Source organism: Burkholderia catarinensis, from assembly GCF_001883705.2.
Classification (GTDB): domain Bacteria; phylum Pseudomonadota; class Gammaproteobacteria; order Burkholderiales; family Burkholderiaceae; genus Burkholderia; species Burkholderia catarinensis.
Genome location: NZ_MDEQ02000007.1, coordinates 103,118 through 121,090, shown reverse-complemented (window position 1 = coordinate 121,090; position 17,973 = coordinate 103,118). Strand labels below are relative to the sequence as shown.

At 65.8% G+C, this 17,973-nt stretch carries 15 protein-coding genes; all 15 read left to right on the top strand.

Annotated elements, in window-relative coordinates; translation table 11 throughout:
• Positions 1-26: 26 nt before the first annotated feature.
• The 15 genes from BFF94_RS13370 to BFF94_RS38445 all read left to right on the top strand — a co-directional run bounded on the left by BFF94_RS13370 (position 27) and on the right by BFF94_RS38445 (position 17,911).
• A complete protein-coding gene (locus tag BFF94_RS13370; RefSeq protein ID WP_246637294.1) occupies positions 27-1,079 on the top strand; it encodes an amino acid ABC transporter substrate-binding protein in 1,053 nt (350 codons plus the stop codon).
• 16 nt (positions 1,080-1,095) lie between these two features.
• Positions 1,096-2,436 carry an ArsB/NhaD family transporter gene (locus BFF94_RS13365; RefSeq protein WP_128842659.1) on the top strand — a complete coding sequence of 447 codons (1,341 nt, stop codon included), beginning with the start codon at positions 1,096-1,098 and terminating at the stop codon, positions 2,434-2,436.
• A gap of 550 nt (positions 2,437-2,986) precedes the next feature.
• Positions 2,987-4,207 (top strand): sensor histidine kinase, encoded by a 1,221-nt coding sequence (locus BFF94_RS13360; protein WP_158061917.1) that lies wholly within the window; start codon positions 2,987-2,989, stop codon positions 4,205-4,207.
• The gene (locus BFF94_RS13355; RefSeq protein ID WP_128842657.1) at positions 4,204-4,839 is read left to right on the top strand and encodes a response regulator transcription factor; all 636 of its coding nucleotides are present in this window, start codon (positions 4,204-4,206) and stop codon (positions 4,837-4,839) included. Before BFF94_RS13360 ends, BFF94_RS13355 begins: the two co-directional genes overlap by 4 nt.
• A 128-nt stretch (positions 4,840-4,967) precedes the next feature.
• Positions 4,968-5,354: a response regulator transcription factor gene (locus tag BFF94_RS13350; protein ID WP_128842656.1), complete on the top strand. Its 387-nt coding sequence runs from the start codon at positions 4,968-4,970 to the stop codon at positions 5,352-5,354.
• A gap of 179 nt (positions 5,355-5,533) precedes the next feature.
• A complete protein-coding gene (locus BFF94_RS13345) occupies positions 5,534-6,073 on the top strand; it encodes a lipid-binding SYLF domain-containing protein (protein WP_246637293.1) in 540 nt (179 codons plus the stop codon).
• Positions 6,074-6,161: 88 nt separating this feature from the next.
• Complete coding sequence (locus BFF94_RS13340) at positions 6,162-6,701, top strand: YMGG-like glycine zipper-containing protein (RefSeq protein WP_219139432.1); 540 nt, start codon at positions 6,162-6,164, stop codon at positions 6,699-6,701.
• A gap of 27 nt (positions 6,702-6,728) precedes the next feature.
• Positions 6,729-7,124: a hypothetical protein gene (locus tag BFF94_RS13335; protein WP_128847393.1), complete on the top strand. Its 396-nt coding sequence runs from the start codon at positions 6,729-6,731 to the stop codon at positions 7,122-7,124.
• 17 nt (positions 7,125-7,141) lie between these two features.
• Complete coding sequence (locus tag BFF94_RS13330; protein ID WP_128847396.1) at positions 7,142-8,317, top strand: efflux RND transporter periplasmic adaptor subunit; 1,176 nt, start codon at positions 7,142-7,144, stop codon at positions 8,315-8,317.
• Between the two features lie 12 nt (positions 8,318-8,329).
• Positions 8,330-11,524, top strand: coding sequence for an efflux RND transporter permease subunit (locus tag BFF94_RS13325; protein ID WP_219139431.1), 3,195 nt, complete (start codon positions 8,330-8,332; stop codon positions 11,522-11,524).
• Position 11,525: 1 nt separating this feature from the next.
• Positions 11,526-13,004: an efflux transporter outer membrane subunit gene (locus BFF94_RS13320; RefSeq protein WP_219139430.1), complete on the top strand. Its 1,479-nt coding sequence runs from the start codon at positions 11,526-11,528 to the stop codon at positions 13,002-13,004.
• Complete coding sequence (locus BFF94_RS13315) at positions 13,001-14,350, top strand: paraquat-inducible protein A (protein ID WP_219139429.1); 1,350 nt, start codon at positions 13,001-13,003, stop codon at positions 14,348-14,350. The genes BFF94_RS13320 and BFF94_RS13315 overlap by 4 nt, the downstream gene beginning before the upstream one ends.
• Positions 14,325-15,944 carry a PqiB family protein gene (locus BFF94_RS13310; protein ID WP_128847403.1) on the top strand — a complete coding sequence of 540 codons (1,620 nt, stop codon included), beginning with the start codon at positions 14,325-14,327 and terminating at the stop codon, positions 15,942-15,944. The genes BFF94_RS13315 and BFF94_RS13310 overlap by 26 nt, the downstream gene beginning before the upstream one ends.
• Positions 15,941-16,531 (top strand): PqiC family protein, encoded by a 591-nt coding sequence (locus BFF94_RS13305; protein ID WP_128847406.1) that lies wholly within the window; start codon positions 15,941-15,943, stop codon positions 16,529-16,531. The genes BFF94_RS13310 and BFF94_RS13305 overlap by 4 nt, the downstream gene beginning before the upstream one ends.
• A 351-nt stretch (positions 16,532-16,882) precedes the next feature.
• A complete protein-coding gene (locus BFF94_RS38445) occupies positions 16,883-17,911 on the top strand; it encodes a plasmid fertility inhibition factor family protein (RefSeq protein WP_372454197.1) in 1,029 nt (342 codons plus the stop codon).
• Positions 17,912-17,973: the final 62 nt, after the last annotated feature.

The following is a 17,973-nucleotide window of genomic DNA, read 5'->3' as shown; positions in this document are numbered from 1 at the left end:
CACGGCCCGGTTGCCCGACAGCCGACTTGAAGAAGGGCAGAAACATGACGCGCGTGGATCGATTGCTCGGACGGATCGTCGCGACCTGCGCGCTGCTGATCGTCGCGCTCCCCGGCGCGCGTGCGGCGGATGGTGCCACGCTTGCGCAGGCAAGCGCGCGCGGCGTGCTGCGCTGTGGCGTCAGCGAAGGCATCGGGGGGTTTTCCGCGCGCGATGCGGCCGGCACGTGGACCGGGATCGACGTCGATTTCTGCCGTGCGGTCGCGGCCGCGGCACTCGGAAGCCCGAACAAGGTCGACTTCGTGCCGCTGCGCGCGTCGGAGCGCTTCCCGGCACTGCGCGAAGGCGCGATCGACCTGCTTGCCCGCAACACGACCTGGACGCTGCTGCGCGAGGGCGCGCTCGGTGTGCAATTCGCCGGTGTGCTCTTCTACGACGGTCAGGCGTTCATGGTCAGGACGCAGGGCGGACTGCGGACAGCCGGCGACCTCAAGGATGCGCTCGTGTGCGTGAAGCAGGATACGACGAGCCGGGATCATCTGACCGCTTATTCGGCGGCGCATGGCCTGAACCTGCGGCCAGTCGTCGTCGCATCGACAGGCGAAGCGAGCACTGCCTTGTTCTCCGGACGATGCCGCGCATGGACGAGCGATGCGTCGCAGCTCGGCGCCGCGCGCCTGACCGCGCCCGGCGGTGCGTCATCCTGGCTGATCATGCCGGAACGCATTTCGCAGGAGCCGCTCGGGCCCGTCGTACGCGACGACGACCCGAAGTGGTTCGTGCTCGTGCGCTGGGTGCTGATCGCACTGGTGCGCGCCGAACAGCTCGGCGTCACGCGGGCAAACGTGGCGCAGCGTTCGCACGAAGCCGCCGTGCAGGCCGCGCTGCTCGCCGACGACGCGGTCAACCGCAACCTCGGCGTCACATCCGGGTGGATGCTGCGCGCCGTGCAGGCCGCCGGCAACTACGGCGAAATGTTCGACCGCAATCTCGGGCAGCACAGCCCGCTCGGACTCGAGCGCGGGCTCAATGCGCTCGAGTCCGTTGGCGGCCTGATGGTCGCGCCACCGGTGCGATAGGCGAAGGGGGCAACGCATGAGCGAAGTACAGATCGTCATCGCGCTGGCCGTCTTCGCGGCGGTCATTCTCGCCATCGCGTTCAATCTGATCGACATGGCGGTCGCCGCGCTGGTCGGCACGTGCCTGCTCGTCGCGCTCGGCATCCTGACCGCGCAGGACATCGCCGCCGCGTTCGGCAGTTCGAACGGGCCGCTGAGCCTGTTGTTCGGCGGCATGGTCGTCGCTCGCATCCTCGGCACGACGGGCGTGTTCGATCTGCTCGGCGACTACTACCTGCACGCGACGGGCGGGAGCGGCCGGCGCTTCCTGCTGCTCCTGATCGCGATCGTCGCGCCCTTGTGCGCCGTCCTGCCGAATGCGACCACGGTCGTACTGCTCGCGCCTGTCATCATTCGCGTCGCGAAGGCGCTCGACGTGGACATCGCCGAGCCGATGATCCTGACTGCGATCGTCAGCAATTCCGCCGGCCTGCTGACGCTCGTCGGCGATCCGGCGACCTACCTCGTCGGCAGCTCGATCGGCATGACGTTCGCGTCGTATCTGCGTCACGTGAGCCTCGGTGGCATGATGGCGCTTGCGATCATCGTGCCGCTGCTGCCCCGCCTGATGCCGCGCGTATGGAACCTGCGGCGCGCGTTGCCGCCGCGCGAGACGGTGACGCGCGTTGCGCGGCCGATCTATGCGGGCATCACGCTCGCCGTGCTGGCCGCGATGGTGATGCTGTTCATCTTCGGCGAGCATTTGCCCGCGCCAATCGTTCCGCCGGCCGCCGCGCTGATCGCCAGCGCGCTGGCGCTGCTCGTCGGGTTCGCGGCCCATATCGAGCCGACCGACAACGTGTTGCGCGATGTCGACTGGAAGACGCTCGTCTTTCTGGCGAGCATCTTCTGTCTCGTTCAGGCGACGGTCAAGACGGGCATGCTTCAGATGATGGCGTTGCGGCTGCATGACCTGTTCGGCACGCAGTTGATGCTCGTCGCGCTGACGGTGATCGCGGGGGTCGGCTTCCTGTCGAGCCTGCTCGCCAACGTGCCGGTGGCCGCCGCGTCCGTCGTGATGATCAAGGGCTATCTGGTGGCGGCCGAGGTCGTGCCCGAGACTGCGCTGTCCGCGCACTTCACGCAATGGCCGTCCGCGACGATTCCGGTGTTCATCGCGATGATGTTCGGCGCGACGCTCGGCGGCAACGCCACGCTGATCGGTGCGTCCGCAAACATCGTCGCGGCTGGCGTGTGCGCGCGCAACGGCACGCCGGTGACGTTCGCGCGGTTCCTGCGCTTCGGGCTGCCTGTCACGCTTTGTCAACTGGCCGCGTCGGCGCTTTATGTGATGGCGGTGTCGCGACTGATGCGTTAGCAGGAATCCTGTCGAAGTGATTACATAGACAAAATCCGCGCATCGTGCGCGTGTCAACGTCAAATTATTCTGGTTGGACTGGCATGCAATGCACGCGTATACCTAGAATTGATTCCGGGTGCGCCGTGAATAGCGGCCCCTGACGCCGATGTCCAGGCGGTCTGTCGCGCGAGACCAAATCATCAATACGTCGATCCGGATTCCGGCATGCTGAGGCCATTAAGGCTGCCGGTTCGTCGCATCGATCACGCGCGCAGCCATCGCCGTTGCGCACCGAGGAACGCTCGACAGGTGCCGGATTGCCCGTGCGTCGCCACGGAGAAACATGGCTATGGCTTTGTCCACGCTGCGTACCGGGCTCGTTCTGGCGGATCGGCTGCCGTCATTAGTGTGGCGGTTACTTAACTGGCACCGCCCAGGTTCCTCATCGCGCGACGCGGCAACCGATCCGGCGGTCCCGACGTCGCCGGTACCCGATGCATGCGGCGCGATCGTCACGCTGCCTTGCGCCGCGCCGCACCGGAAACGGCGCAGCGACAGGATCCTGTCGGTGTCCGGTCGGCACATCGCGCCAACGCTGCTTCGCGCGACCCGCGCGGCGGGCTACATTCCGTGGCTCGGCAAACGCTTCAGGCCGGGGGGCGGCAGCCGGGAGACGGCGGCTTCCGTGCGCGATGCGCTCGAACTCGTGCCGGTGGCCATTGTCGGCTTCGACGTGCGGGCAGGGATCGGTTTCGCGAATGCGCAGGCGAGGGCGATGTTCGGCTACCGCGCCGACGAGCTGATCGGCAGATCGGAGCGCGACCTGTTTCCCGGATCGCTTGCGGACACGGCACCCGACGCACGGGAGCCCGTCATGCCGCATGCGCTGGCGTCAGCCGGTCAAATGACGCAGACGGTCGTCGCGAAGCGCCGCGACGGCGGCGAATTCCCGGCCGAGGTCACGACGAGCATGAGCCGCGTCGATGGCATGCCGACGCGGCTCGCGGTGATCGTCGATTGCAGCGAGCGGGTCGAACTGAACCGCAACCGGCGCGAGCTCGCGCATCTCACCCGCATCTCGGCATTGGGCGAACTGGCGGGATCGCTCGCGCACGAACTGAATCAGCCGCTCACCGCGATCCTGAGCAATGCCCAGGCCGCGCAGCGTTTCATGGACGCGGACCCGATCAACCTGTCCGAGATTCGCGAGACGCTGAAAGACATCGTGGCGGACAACTGTCGCGCAGGCGAAATCATCCGCAAGATGCGCGCGCTCGTCCGCAAGGGCGACGTGGACCTTCAGCCGCTCGACCTCGGCGGCGTCGTCCGCGACGTCATGCTGCTCGTGCACAGCGATGCGATGCTGCGCGGCGTGCGGACGACGTTCGAAGTCGACGACGACCTGCCGGCCGTGCGCGGCGACAAGGTGCAGTTGCAACAGGTCGTGCTCAATCTCCTGCTCAATGCGTTCGATGCGGTGCACGACGGGTTCGCATCGGATCGGATCGTCGCGGTGCGCGTGTGGGCCGAGCCGGACGCAACGGTGCGCATTGGCGTACGGGATCGGGGACACGGGCTGACGGTCGATCAGATCGACCGGATCTTCAAGCCGTTCTATACGTCGAAGCCGCAAGGACTGGGGCTTGGCCTGTCGATCAGCCGCACGATCGTCAGCGCGCACGGCGGCCGTCTCTGGGCGGAAAACCATGCGGAACGCGGTGCATCGTTCTACGTTGCATTGCCGTCGGAGGACGCCGCGGCCGCGGACCGCGCGGGTCGCGAACCATGAACGACACCGCCGGAATCGTGTTTGTCGTGGATGACGACCCATCGGTGTGTCGCGCGCTGACGCGGCTCGCGCGTTCGGCCGGTTATCGTGCCGAGTCGTTCCAGTCGGCGCGCGCGTTCCTGACCGGCGCCGACCTGACAGGTTGCCCCGCGTGCTTGCTGCTGGACCTCGAACTGCCCGACGTGAGCGGGCTCGAACTGCAGCGTGTACTGAACGCGGTGCTGCCGATCGTCTTCGTCACGGGGCACGGCGACATCGGCAAGACGGTGGACGCGATGAGAGCCGGCGCGACCGACTTCCTGCCGAAGCCGGTCGGCGACACGGTGCTCCTCGACGCGATCGCGCGCGCGCTCGAACGGTCGACGCAGATGGGTGCGCACCGCCGGGAACTCGAGACCATCCAGGCCCGCGTGGACCGCCTGACGCCGCGCGAGCGGGAAGTGATGGCGCTCGTGGTGAGCGGACGCCTGAACAAGCAGGTCGCGGACGATCTCGGCATCGCCGAGAAGACGATCAAGATCCACCGCGCACGCGTGATGGAAAAAATGGAGGCGGCGTCGCTGGCGGACCTGGTGCGACTCGCCGACAAGGCCGGTGTCGGCGCGACACGGAACGCCCGCGCACTTCGCTGAGCACAGGTGCGGCACACGCCCATCGCAACGGTGGACCAAAGTCCTATACCGGTTTCGCCCCGCGGCTGATAGCCTCAATCTGCGGGATCGCAGTGACGCGGTCAATTGCCGAATCCGGAAAGATCACAATGGGTAACGTCAAGCCATTCGTTGCGGTGGTCGACGACGATGAATCGGTTGGCCGGGCGATCAAGCGCCTGTTGCGCTCCGTCGGTATCGGCTCGGACACGTTCTTGAGCGGCGACGATTTTCTCGACGCGCTGGCGGCCATGCCGGCATACCGACCGTCCTGCGTGATTCTCGACATCCAGATGCCCGGCCTCAACGGCCTCGAGGTGCAGCGGCGCCTCGCCGGGAGCGGCATGCCCGTCATCCTGATCACGGCCTACGACGACGTCGCCGTGCGCGAACAGGGGCTCGCGTCCGGCGCGGCCGCCTATCTGCGCAAGCCATTCAACGACGCGCTGCTGATCAGAACCGTGCAGGCGGCGCTGGGCATCCCTTCGCCGCCTTGAGTGCTTTTCGGTGCGGCGATGTGATATCGGACCAAAGTCCGATTGTCTTCAACCGGCACGGCAACCACACTGAATTGCGACAACGCGCGCATGGTCGGCGAACGCGTCGCACGCGCTCGATCGAGGGTCGGATATCAACGGGAGTACGCATCATGTTCGATTGTGTTCGCAAGCTGGCGATGGTTTCCCTGTTCGCCGTGATGGCCGCCTGCTCGACCGGGCAATCGTCATCCGGTTCGTCGTCGGAGGATGCCGTGCTCGACCAGGACGTGCAGGCCGCGCTGGCGAATCTCTATGCCGGTACGCAGCAGGCCAAGGACGTCGCGCAAAAGGCCAAGGGCATCCTGGTGTTTCCGAGTGTGGTACGAGCCGGATTCATTGCCGGCGCGTCACACGGCACCGGCGAGTTGATCGAGAACGGCAAGGTTACGGGCTACTACGCAACCACCTCGGTAACCTACGGTCTCCAGGCCGGGGTGCAGACCTATGGCTACGTGATGATGTTCATGTCGGACAAGGCGCTCGACAACCTGAAGACGAGTTCCGGCTTCGAGGTCGGCATGGCGCCGACGGTGGTGATCGGGGACGCGGGCGCCGCGAAGAACCTGACGACGGCGACGCTTCAATCCGACATTTATGCGTTCATCTTCGATCAGAAAGGGCTGATGGCCGGGATCGGCCTCAGGGGATCGAAGATTACCCGCCTCAATCGGCGATAACGGCATGTCATTTGTCGTGATGCCGCGATCCACGCGCACGCGACGACTGGCAGGTCGACGGAATGATCGGACGGAAGCGAGGCCGGACATGGCATCCGCACGACAGCGAGCGAAAGGGACGCGGCAGGGTGCGCATGCGAGCGTCGTGCGCACCTGGCGGTTCACGCGCGTCGTGGCCGGCGTCGTCGCACTGACGATCATCAGTGCGGTATCCGCGCAGCAGCAGCCGATCTACTACCCCGCCAAGGGCCAGAGCGCTCAGACGCAGCAGACCGACACGGCGGAATGCCAGGTGTGGGCGAAGCAGACCACGGGCGTCGACCCGGTGGCGCTCGCGCAGCGCAGCGCGTACGCGCCCGCTCCGCCGCCGCAGGGCGGCACGCTCCGAGGCGCCGCGGGCGGCGCCGCGGCGGGTGCCGCGATCGGCGCGATCGCCGGCGACGCGGGCAAGGGCGCGGCGATCGGCGCGATCACCGGCACGGCGGGCGGCATGATGCGCCGGCATCGCCGGGAAGAGGCGGCGGCCTATCAGCAGCAGGCCACGCAGGGCAGCACAGCGACCCAGCTGTCGACGTTTACCCGAGCGGTGACCGCCTGCATGAACGGGCGCGGTTACACGAGCCAATAGCATCGGAGCCGAGTGGATGAGGCAGCCATGAAGAAGCTTCGGTTTGCAGCGCTGGCGGCGCTCTCCTTGCTGGTTTGCGCGGGCGCCTCGGCAGGCGATTTCGATGGAAGCAGGCCGTTGCTGTGCGCGACGATCGACGCGCACGCATGCGACCCGGGCCTCCTGTGTGCGCGTGCGTTGCCAGCAGAGCTCGGCGCGCCGAGATTCGTGTCGATCGACTTCGCGAAGAAGACGATTGCCGGGCCCGCCCGAAGCTCGCCGATTCAGTTCATGGAGAAGAATCCAACCCAGATTGCCATGCAAGGCACCGAACTCGGCTACGCGTGGACGCTCGTGCTCGATACGCGCGACGGGACGATGACCGCGACGCTCGTCAATCGCGACGATGCCGTGGTGGTATTCGGCAACTGCATGGCGAAGTAGCGATCGGCGATCAACCCATGAAGCCCGTATCCATCCTCTGTTCACTGCCGCTGGTCGTGGCGCTCGCGTTCTGCGCGGGATGCAAGAAGCAGGCTGGCATCCCGGCGCCCGGCGCGCCCCAGGTGACGATCGTCACGGTCGCGCAGCGCGACACGCCGGTCGATTTCGCATTCACCGCGCAGACGCAGAGCTCGCACGAAGTCGAGATCCGCGCGCGCGTGGACGGCTTTCTCGACAAGCGCACCTATGTGGAAGGCCAGATGGTGAAGGCCGGCGAAACGCTGTTCCAGATGGACCACAAACCGTTCGAGGCCGCGCTCCAGACGGCGAAAGGCCAGTTGGCGCAGCAGCAGGCGAGGCTCAACGTCGCGAAGGAAAACCTCGCCAGGGTCAGGCCGCTCGCCGCGCAGAACGCATTGAGCAAGAAGGATCTCGACGACGCGGTCGGCAACATGCAGCAGGCGGAAGCCGCGGTGATCGCCGTGCAGGGGCAGGTGCAGACCGCGCAGCTCAATCTTGGCTACACGACGATCAAGTCGCCGATCACCGGGCTGTCGAGCTTCGCCCGGCAGCAAGACGGCAGCTACGTGACGGCCGCGGCCACCGGGCTGCTGACCTATGTGTATCAGCTCGATCCGATGTGGGTGAATTTCAGCATTTCGGAAAACGAGTTGCTGAAGTACCGGGACGAGATCACGCGCGGGAAGCTGCGCTTTCCGCCGAATGACGAGTTCGTGGTGACGCTCGTGCTCGCGGACGGCTCCGAGTTCCCGGAGCGCGGGCGGATCAACTTCGCGAACCCGGCATTCAGCACCGAAACCGGCACGTTCCTCGTGCGCGCGGTGTTCGACAACCCGAAGGGTACGCTGCGGCCCGGGCAGTTCGTGCGCGCGCGCGTGTCGGGCGCGACGCGTCCCGCGGCGGTGCTCGTGCCGCAACGCGCGGTGCTGCAGGGCGCGAGGAGCCATTTCGTGTGGGTCGTCGATAACGAATCGAAGGCGCACCAGCGCGTCGTCGAAGTCGGCGAGTGGCATGGCGACGACTGGTTCATCACCGACGGGCTCAAGGCGGGCGAGCGTGTCGTCGTGGACGGCGCGATACGCGTCGCGCCCGACACGCTGCTGAAGATCGTGTCGGCGCCGGCGGCGCAGTCGTCATCCTCGAACGGGTCGGGCAGCGCGGCGACGCAATGACGGGACGGCCACATGAGCATCTCCCACTACTGCATCGACCGGCCGATCTTCGCGTCCGTCATCTCGATCGTCATCACGCTCGGCGGCGCGCTGACGATGCTCGCACTGCCGGTTGCGCAGTACCCTGACGTCACGCCGCCGCAAATCACGATCGCCGCGTCGTACCCGGGCGCCAGCGCCGACGTCGTGGCCAACAACGTGGCCGCGCCGATCGAGCAGCAGGTCAACGGCGCGGACAACATGATCTACATGAACTCGTCGAGCTCGTCGACGGGCGCGCTGACGATCAATGCGTACTTCGAGATCGGCACCAACCCGGAACTCGCGCAGGTCGACGTGCAGAACCGCGTGAACCTGGCGCTGCCGCAACTGCCGCAGTCGGTCCAGTCGCAGGGCGTGCAGATCCAGAAGAAATCGTCCGCGTTCATGATGGTGATCGCGATCTACTCGCCGGAGCAGCGGTATGACGCGACCTACATCGCGAACTACGCGAACATCTACGTGCTCGATGCGATCAAGCGCATTGGCGGCGCCAACCAGTCGTCGATCTTCGGCACGCCGGACTACGCGATGCGGATCTGGCTGAAGCCGGACCGCATGGCGCAACTGGGCATCACGGCCTCGGACATCCAGCGGGCGGTGGCCAACCAGAACCAGCAGTTCGCGGTCGGGCGACTCGGCCAGGCGCCGACGGGCAACCCGGTCGAGCAATCGTTCGCGGTGACGACGCCGGGGCGCCTGGCGGAGCCTGCCGACTTCGACAACATCATCATCCGCGCCGCGAGCCAGGGCGCGGCGATCGTCCGCCTGAAGGACGTCGGGCGCGCCGAGCTCGGACAGAAGGATTATTCGATCCGCAGCCGCTTCCAGGGCAAGCCGGCCACGATCATCGCGGTGTACCAGCAGCCGGGTGCGAATGCGCTCAACGTGTCGCGCGATGTGCGCGCGGCGCTCGCGGAGATGAAGAAGTCGTTCCCGGAAGGGCTCGACTACCGGATCGCGATGGACACGACGGAGTTCACGCGCGCGTCGATTACCGACGTCGTGCACACTTTCTTCGAAGCGCTGGTGCTGGTGGTGATCGTCGTGTTCGTGTTCCTGCAAAGCCTGCGCGCGACCATCATCCCGGTGCTGGCCGTGCCGGTGTCGATCCTCGGCACGGCGATGGGCATGGCCGTGCTCGGCTTCTCGATCAACATGCTGACGCTGTTCGGCATGGTGCTCGCGATCGGCATCGTGGTTGACGACGCGATCGTGGTGATCGAGAACGTCGAGCGCAACATGACGGTGCACAAGCTCGCCCCGAAGGCGGCCGCGAAGCGCGCAATGGACGAGGTGGCCGGGCCGGTGGTGGCGATCGTGCTGGTGCTGTGTGCGGTGTTCGTGCCGGTGGCGTTTCTCGGCGGCATCACAGGGCAGCTTTACAAGCAGTTCGCGATCACGATCGCGATATCGGTCGTGATCTCGGGCATCGTCGCGCTGACGCTGTCGCCGGCGCTCGCCGCGCTGTTGCTCAAAAGCGGGCACCATGAGAAGAAGGGGTTCTTCCGGTGGTTCGAGCGCGTGTTCACGAGGATGACGGCCGGTTATACGCGCGCGGTCAGGTTCATCCTCAAGCGTTTCGTGATTGCGCTCATCCTGTTCGGCGGCATGATCGCGCTGACGGTGGTGATGTTCAGGACGGTCCCGGGCGCGTTCCTGCCGCCGGAGGACCAGGGCTACCTGCTCGGCGCGGTCATCATGCCGGATGCGGCGAGCCTCGATCGCACGGGCGACGTGTCGGCACGCGTCGCGGACTACTTCATGAAGCAGCCCGCGGTGAGCAGCATCACGACGGTGGACGGCTTCAGCCTGCTCGACAGCCAGAACAAGAACAACGCCGGCACCTTCTTCGTCGGCCTGAAGGGGTTCGACGAGCGCTACAAGTTCGCGAACATCAAGACACAGAATGCGCGTGCGGTGCTGATCGACGCATACGAGACGCTGTCGCGGGTCCGGGAGGGAATCATCATTCCGGTGAATCCGCCGTCCATTCCGGGGCTGGGCACGACGGGCGGCACCGAGGTATGGGTGCAGAGCAAGGGCGATGCGTCGATCGCGCAGCTTGCCGGCGTCGTGGACGATTTCGTGCGCAAGGCGAAGGCGCGGCCCGAGCTGGCCGGCGTGACGTCGACCTTCAATGCATCGTCGCAGCAGTTGCTGGTGGACGTGGATCGCGACAAGTCCGAGACGCTCGGCGTGCCGGTCCAGGACGTATACAGTTCAATGCAGACGATGTTCGGCTCGCTCTATGTGTCGCAGTTCAACCGCGCGAGCCGGCTCTGGCAGGTCATCCTGCAGGCCGAACCGTCATACCGGCTCAAGCCGCAGGACCTCGACCAGATTTTCGTGCGCAGCACCAATGGCAAGATGGTGCCGCTCAAGTCCGTGGTGACCTACAAGTACGTCACCGGTCCCGACCTGATTACGCGCTTCAACAATTTCCCCGCGGTCAAGATCACCGCCAACGCGGCGCCCGGCTACAGCTCGGGCCAGGTGATCGCCACGCTGGACGAGATTGCCGCGCAGATGCCGCCCGGCTACGACGTCGCGTGGAGCGGCGAAGCGTACGAGGCGCGCAAGTCGGGCGGCACGTCCGGGCTCGTGTTCGTGTTCGGCTTGATCATGGTGTTCCTGATCCTGGCGGCGCAATACGAGAAGTGGACGCTGCCGTTCGGCGTGCTGATGGCCGTGCCGTTCGCGATTTTCGGCGCGCTGATCGCCATCATGCTGCGTGGGCTCAACAACGACGTCTACTTCCAGATCGGGCTGACGATGCTGGTGGCGCTGGCCGCCAAGAACGCAATCCTGATCTTCGAGTTCGCCGTGATCAACCGGGAAGCGGGCGCGTCGCCCTTCGACGCGGCGCTCGTGGCGTCGGAGGAACGCCTGCGGCCAATCATCATGACCTCGCTGGCGTTCATCCTCGGCGTCGTACCGCTCGCGATCGCACTGGGCGCGTCGGCGAACAGCCGCCACTCGATCGGCACGGGCGTCATCGGCGGGATGCTCGGGGCGACGGCCATCGCCGTGTTCTTCATCCCGATGTTCTACTACCTGCTCGAAGCGATGTCGTCGCGTTCGCGCGACCACGCCGCGCCGCCTCCGTCCGAGTCGGGGCCGGGTTCGCCGCACGCCGCGCCGTCGGCGCGGCGCAAGGACGACTGACATGCGCCGCGCTGCACTGTGGCGCCTCGGTGCGCCGATCCTGCTGGCGGGGTTGAGTGGCTGCCTGCTCGGCCCGGACTACGTGCGGCCGAAAGTGGAGGTGCCGGCGACGTTCCGCTTCCAGCCCGCCGAGCCGGCGGACGTCGCCAATGCCGCGTGGTGGGAGCAGTTCCAGGATCCGGCGCTGAACGCGCTGATCGCGGCCGCGCTCGCGGAAAACCTCGACGTCAAGGTCGCGGCCGCGCGCGTCGACGAGTTCCTCGGCCAGTTCGAGTCGACCCGCTCGGCATTGTTCCCGCAGGTCAGCGCGGGCTTCGACGCGACGCGCCAGCGTTCGTCGCAAAGCGGTCCGGTCCCGCTGCCGTCGACCGTTTCGCCGGTCTCCAACCAGTTCCAGGCGAGCCTGTCCGCGTCGTGGGACATCGACCTGTTCGGCAAGGTCCGGCGTGAGACCGAGGCCGCGCGCGCGAACCTGCGCGCGAGCGAGGACGCGCGCCGCGCGACGATCCTCACGCTGGTGGCGTCGGTCGCATCGTCCTACATCACGCTGCGCAGCCTCGATCACCAGCTCGAGATCGCGAAAGCCACGACCGCGAGCCGTGCCGAATCCGTCCGCGTGTTCACCGCTCGCTTCAAGGGCGGCGAGGTGTCGCAGATGGAGCTGGCGCAGAGCCAGTCCGAGTATGAGGCGACACAGGCGTCCATCCCGCAGCTCGAATCGCAGATCGCGCAGCAGGAGGACGCGCTGTCCGTGCTGCTCGGGCGCAATCCCGGCGCGATCGTGCGCGGCCGCGAGCTGGCCGAGCTTGCGACGCCGGCGGTGCCCGCGGGCCTGCCGTCGGACCTGCTCGAACGCCGGCCGGACCTGCTTCAGGCCGAGCAGAACCTGGTCGCGCAGAACGCGCTGATCGGCGCGGCGCGCGCGCTGTACTTCCCGTCGATTTCGCTCACCGGGCTGTTCGGCTCGGTCAGCTCGCGGTTCTCGAATCTCTTCACCGGGCCCGCGCGCGTATGGTCGTTCGCCGGCTCGGTGACGGTGCCGATCTTCACTGGCGGCAACATCGCGGGACAGGTGCGCCAAGCGAATGCGCGGCAGCAGCAAGCGCTCTACAGCTACCGGAAGGCGATCGAGGTCGCGTTCCAGCAGGTCGAGGACGCGCTCATCACGCTGCAGAAATCGCGCGAGCAGCTGGACACGCAGGGCCGGCAGATCGAAGCACTGCGCACATACGAGCACCTCGCGCGGATGCGTTACGAGGAGGGCTATACGAGCTATATCGAAGTGCTCGACGCGGAGCGCACGCTGTTCAATGCGGAGCTGTCCTACACGCAGACGCGCGGCGCGACGCTCACGTCGCTCGTCAACCTCTACATGGCGATGGGCGGGGGCTGGGTCGTCACGGCCGAACGAATGACCGTGCCGCAGCCCGCCGCCGGCGGGCCTGTCGCCGCCGCGCCAGGCGCTGGGGTGCCGCAATGAGCCGCGTCCGTCTCGTCGCCTGCCACGAATGCGACCTGCTCCAGCGCGACGTGCCGGTGCCGCCCGGCGGCACGCTGCGCTGCCGTCGCTGCCACGGGCAGCTTTACCGCAACCGCACCGACAGCCTCGAACGCGCGCTCGCGTTCACGGTTGCATCGATCGTGCTGTTCGTGATTTCCAACCTCTATCCGATCGTTGGCCTGTCGGTCAGCGGGACGCTCGTCGAGACGACGCTGGCAGGCGCCGTGCGCGTGCTGTACGAGGACGGCATGTGGCCGCTTGCCGGGCTCGTGTTCGCGACGACGATCCTGATGCCGCTCGTGCAGATCGCGGGCATGCTGTGGCTGCTGTTGCCGCTGCGGGCGAAGCGCGTGCCCGCGCGCGCGGCGCTCGTGTTTCGCCTATGCCATCTCGCCGAGCCGTGGGGGATGACGGAAGTGCTGATCCTCGGCCTGCTGGTGGCGCTGGTCAAGCTCGCGCATATCGCGAGCATCGTGATCGGTGTCGCGCTGTATTCGTTCGGCGCGCTGATGCTGGTGCTCGCGGCCGCCCGCGCGGCATTCGACGCGCGCGAACTGTGGTCACGCATCGGCGCGATGCGCGGCGTGGCGGGTGAGGGCATGGGCGAACGTGAAGGCGAGGGCGCGGGCGAGGGCGAGGGCGAGGGCGAGGGCGAGGGCGAGACGCACATGCGTTACCCGTCCGGCATCGTCACCGCGGCCGAATGCGGCCTCGTGCTTTGCCACGATTGCGGACTGCTCGCAAAGGTGCCGGGCCATGCACACGATCTCGCGTGTCCGCGTTGCGGCGCCGCGCTGCATGTACGCAAGCCCGCGAGCGTTTCGCGCACCTGGGCGCTGCTGATTGCCGCGATCGTGCTGTACCTGCCCGCGAACGTGCTGCCGGTGATGTACACGAGTTCGCTGTTCGGCGCGCAGACGGACACGATCATGAGCGGTGTCGTCTATCTTTGGATCTCCGGATCGTGGCCGCTCGCGGTCGTGGTGTTCGTCGCGAGCGTCGCGGTGCCGATGCTCAAGATCCTGGCGCTCGCGTACCTCGCGTTCACGGCGCAGCGGCGTTCGCGATGGCTGCCGGAGCAGCGTACGCGCATCTATCGCATGGTCGAATTCGTCGGGCGCTGGTCGATGCTCGACATCTACGTAATCACGATGCTCGTCGCGCTGGTGCAGTTCCAGGCGCTCGCGACGATCAAGGCCGGCCCGGCGGCGATTGCCTTCGGCGCGGTGGTCGTCCTGACGATGTTCGCGGCGATGACGTTCGACCCACGCCTGATCTGGGACACAGCGGAGCACGATCATGGCCGGCCCCGAACAGAAGCCTGACGTCCCCGACGTTCCGGACGCCGTTGTCACCGCGCGTTCGCGCTGGCGCTTGCAGGTCGTGTGGCTCGTGCCGATCGTCGCCGTGCTGATCGGCGGGTGGCTGGCCGTGAAGGCGGTGATCGAGCAGGGTCCGACGATCACGATCAGCTTCAAGACCGGCGAAGGGCTCGAAGCCGGCAAGACGAAGATCAAGTTCAAGAACGTCGATATCGGCGTGGTCAAGTCGGTGGTGCTGTCCGCCGATCACAAGCGCGTGCTGGCGACCGCGGACATCACCAAGGACGCCACGTCGCTGCTGGTCGACAACACCCGTTTCTGGGTCGTGCGCCCGCGCATTTCCGGCGGGACGGTGTCGGGCCTCAACACGTTGTTGTCAGGCTCGTTCATCGGCACGGACGTCGGCGACGCGAAGCCGGCGCGCCGCGACTTCACCGGCCTCGAGACGCCGCCGGTATTCACGAGCGACGAGCCGGGCCGGACGTTCGTGCTGAAAGGCGCGGACATGGGATCGATCGACGTCGGCACGCCGGTCTTTTTCCGGCGGCTCCAGGTCGGGCAGATCATTTCCTACACGCTCGATTCGGACGGCAAGGGCGTGACGGTGCATGCGTTCGTCAACACGCCCTACGACCGGTTCGTGAATACGGATTCGCGGTTCTGGCATGCGAGCGGCATCGATGTCGCGCTGGATGCCACGGGCGTGCGCGTCGAGACGCAGTCGCTGGTGTCGATCATGATCGGCGGCATCGCGTTCGAGACGCCCGGCGAGCCGCTCGAACAGGCAGCGGCGCCGATCGACATGACGTTCACGCTGTACCACGATCGCGCGGAGGCGATGAAGCGCCACGACACCATCGTCGAGAAGTTCCTGGTGAACTTTACCGATTCGGTGCGCGGGCTGGCGGTCGGCGCCCCGGTCGATTTCCGCGGCGTGACGGTCGGCGAAGTGACCGGCATCTATACGCGCTTCGATCGCGAAACCCGCAAGTTCAGCATTCCCGTCGAAATCAACCTGTATCCGGAGCGCTTCACGTCGCGATACCGAACGGGCGCGAAGGGCGGGCGACTGTCCCAGCACCCCGAACAACTGGCGAACACGCTCGTGGAGCACGGATTGCGCGCGCAACTGAGGACCGGCAACCTGCTGTCCGGACAACTCTATGTCGCGCTCGATTTCTTTCCCGATGCGCAGAAGGCGACCATCAACTGGGCGGCCAATCCGCCCGAGATACCGGCGATTCCCGGGACGTTGCAATCGTTGCAGGATTCGGTGACGCGCGTCATGGCGAAGCTCAACGGCGTTCCGCTCGACGCGATCGGCAAGAACGCGCAGCAGACGCTCGCCAGCGCCAACCTGCTGCTCAAGCAGCTCGATTCCGACGTGGTGCCGCAGGCGCGCGATACGCTGGCGTCGGCCCATTCCGCACTCGATTCCGCGAACAGTGCGCTGCAGCCGGGCACGGAACTGCAGCAAAACACGGGCGACGCGATGCGCGAGATCGCGCGCACGGCCGCCGCGTTCCGGACGCTCGCCGATTACCTGGAGCGGCATCCGGAAGCGCTGGTGCGCGGCAAGACGGAGGGCACGCAGTGAGACGCATTGACGTAATCGTCGTCGCCATCGTGGCCGCCGGATCGCTGGGCGGCTGCGGCAGTTCGCCGAAGGCCAGCTTCTACACGCTGGCCCCGGATGCGACGCTCGCGAGCACCGACAACACCACGCCGGTCCGTGTCGTGATCGGCCCGGTCACGGTTCCGGATCTGATCGACCGTCCGCAGATCGTCACGCGCGCGGCCGGCAGCCGCGTGGAAATCGACGAATTCGCGCGCTGGGCCGAGCCGCTGAAGACGGATATCGCACGTGTAATCGCGGCCGATCTCGGCACGCTGCTGGGTTCGGCACAGGTGAACGTGTTCGATTCCGGAGCGGGTACTGCACCGGCGTGGCGCGTGCGTGTGGACGTGATGCGCTTCGATTCGATGCCGGGTGATTCGGTCACGATCGACGCGCAGTGGACGATTCGGCCGCCGGGGAAGCCGGACGTGGTGAGGGGGCGCTCCGTCGTGCATGAGCTAGTGCAGGGGCAGGGCTACGACGCGCTCGTCACGGCGCACGACCGCGCGCTGGCGTCGGTGAGCCGCGATATCGCATCGGTCATCCGGACGAACCTGACTCGATGAGGGTGGATCGCGCGTGATGGCGGACGCCGAGGAGGTCGCTCATGACGCCGGGCGAACCTTCCGGAAGACTGCGTGCGTGGCCCGCGGACCTATGACGGACTGGACGCTGCGAAGTCGTGGCTACTGTGGCGTTCTAGAAAGATAACTTTTCTTATCACAATAGATTTATTTCCATGCAAAACTCACTGTTCAGAATGTTCGCCTGACTAGAAACCGCCGCCCGAGCAGGGTGATCGGCTTGCACAACAAGCGTGTCCGAATTCGGCGTAGGCCGGTGCGGCGATAGTCCGCCAGCGTGATCAGCCCGTCCTGCCATCCGGACGGTGAGTATTTCCAGGCCGATAAGTTGGCATGTGCGGCGTGGTAGCTGAGAACGTTAGTGGCTTCGGTCTACATCCCACGCACGTCGTCTGTACGTTCCACCGCCATTGCATTGGGCAAGGCTTGCGCCGGTCGAAACTGAGAACAGCCGGCGTGGCAATGAAAATGCCGCGGGGTCACATTTTGCGGTGGCAAGGGGCGCCGGCTTTCCCGATGAGGGGAGCCTCTCCACGGCTTACACTGGAAAGGAGCATCAATCGCTCCCCCTCTCGGAACAGACTCGATTATCGAGCGCGTTATGAGATCTGGAAGCATGAAGCCCAGCACGCAAAATCCTCACCCCGACGCGATTTCGCCATGTCCTGCGTGTCACAGAATCGAGCAGTCGCGTTCCAACACGCGACACTAATCCTGTGGCTCGGCATCACATGCGGTATGCGTGTGACTGAGTCCGCCAAGTACCCAATTGGGCGTTTTGGCCATGCATTCGAGTGCGAGTACATAGCTACTTTCGACGCAACGGCCTCGAAGGTCGCCGAGAAGCCGTTGCTCAAGAAAAGTCGGTACAGGCCGATAAACAGGAAAGCATCACACGAGATAGATACTCAAATGACAGGAAAGATCTGGCAGGTGCGACTTGGCCTCGACCATACACCTTATGCTCATGTCGATTTCAAGCGTAGCCATGACCACGTAGATGGCTACACTGTCGTTACGGTCGACGTCGATCGGTTCATGACTTGCTTTGAACGCGACAAGCTCGTAATTCCATGTCCAATCGAGTGGAAGCAGGGGAAGCTCGAAGGCATTCGCGATTTTCTGAACCCTGAGGGAGGCGCGTGTGATATGCCGGTCGTTGGATTTTCGCTCCGGGCCGTCAAGCGTCGCAGGCTCTGGGGGATATTGAAGCCTGAAATCGAGAAGGTGCCCGTAGCCGGCTTTACAAACGGCCGGCATCGCGCGAGGTATCTCCAATATGCTGGTGCCGTGATCATGCCAGTCGAGGTCCATGAATCGGAAGCCATGCTGCTCCGCAAGCATTGTGGCGTAGGAACCTAAGCGAGGAAAAGGATACCCAGTACATCTTGTGGGAGTGCAAGAACGAAGTCGAAATTGATCCT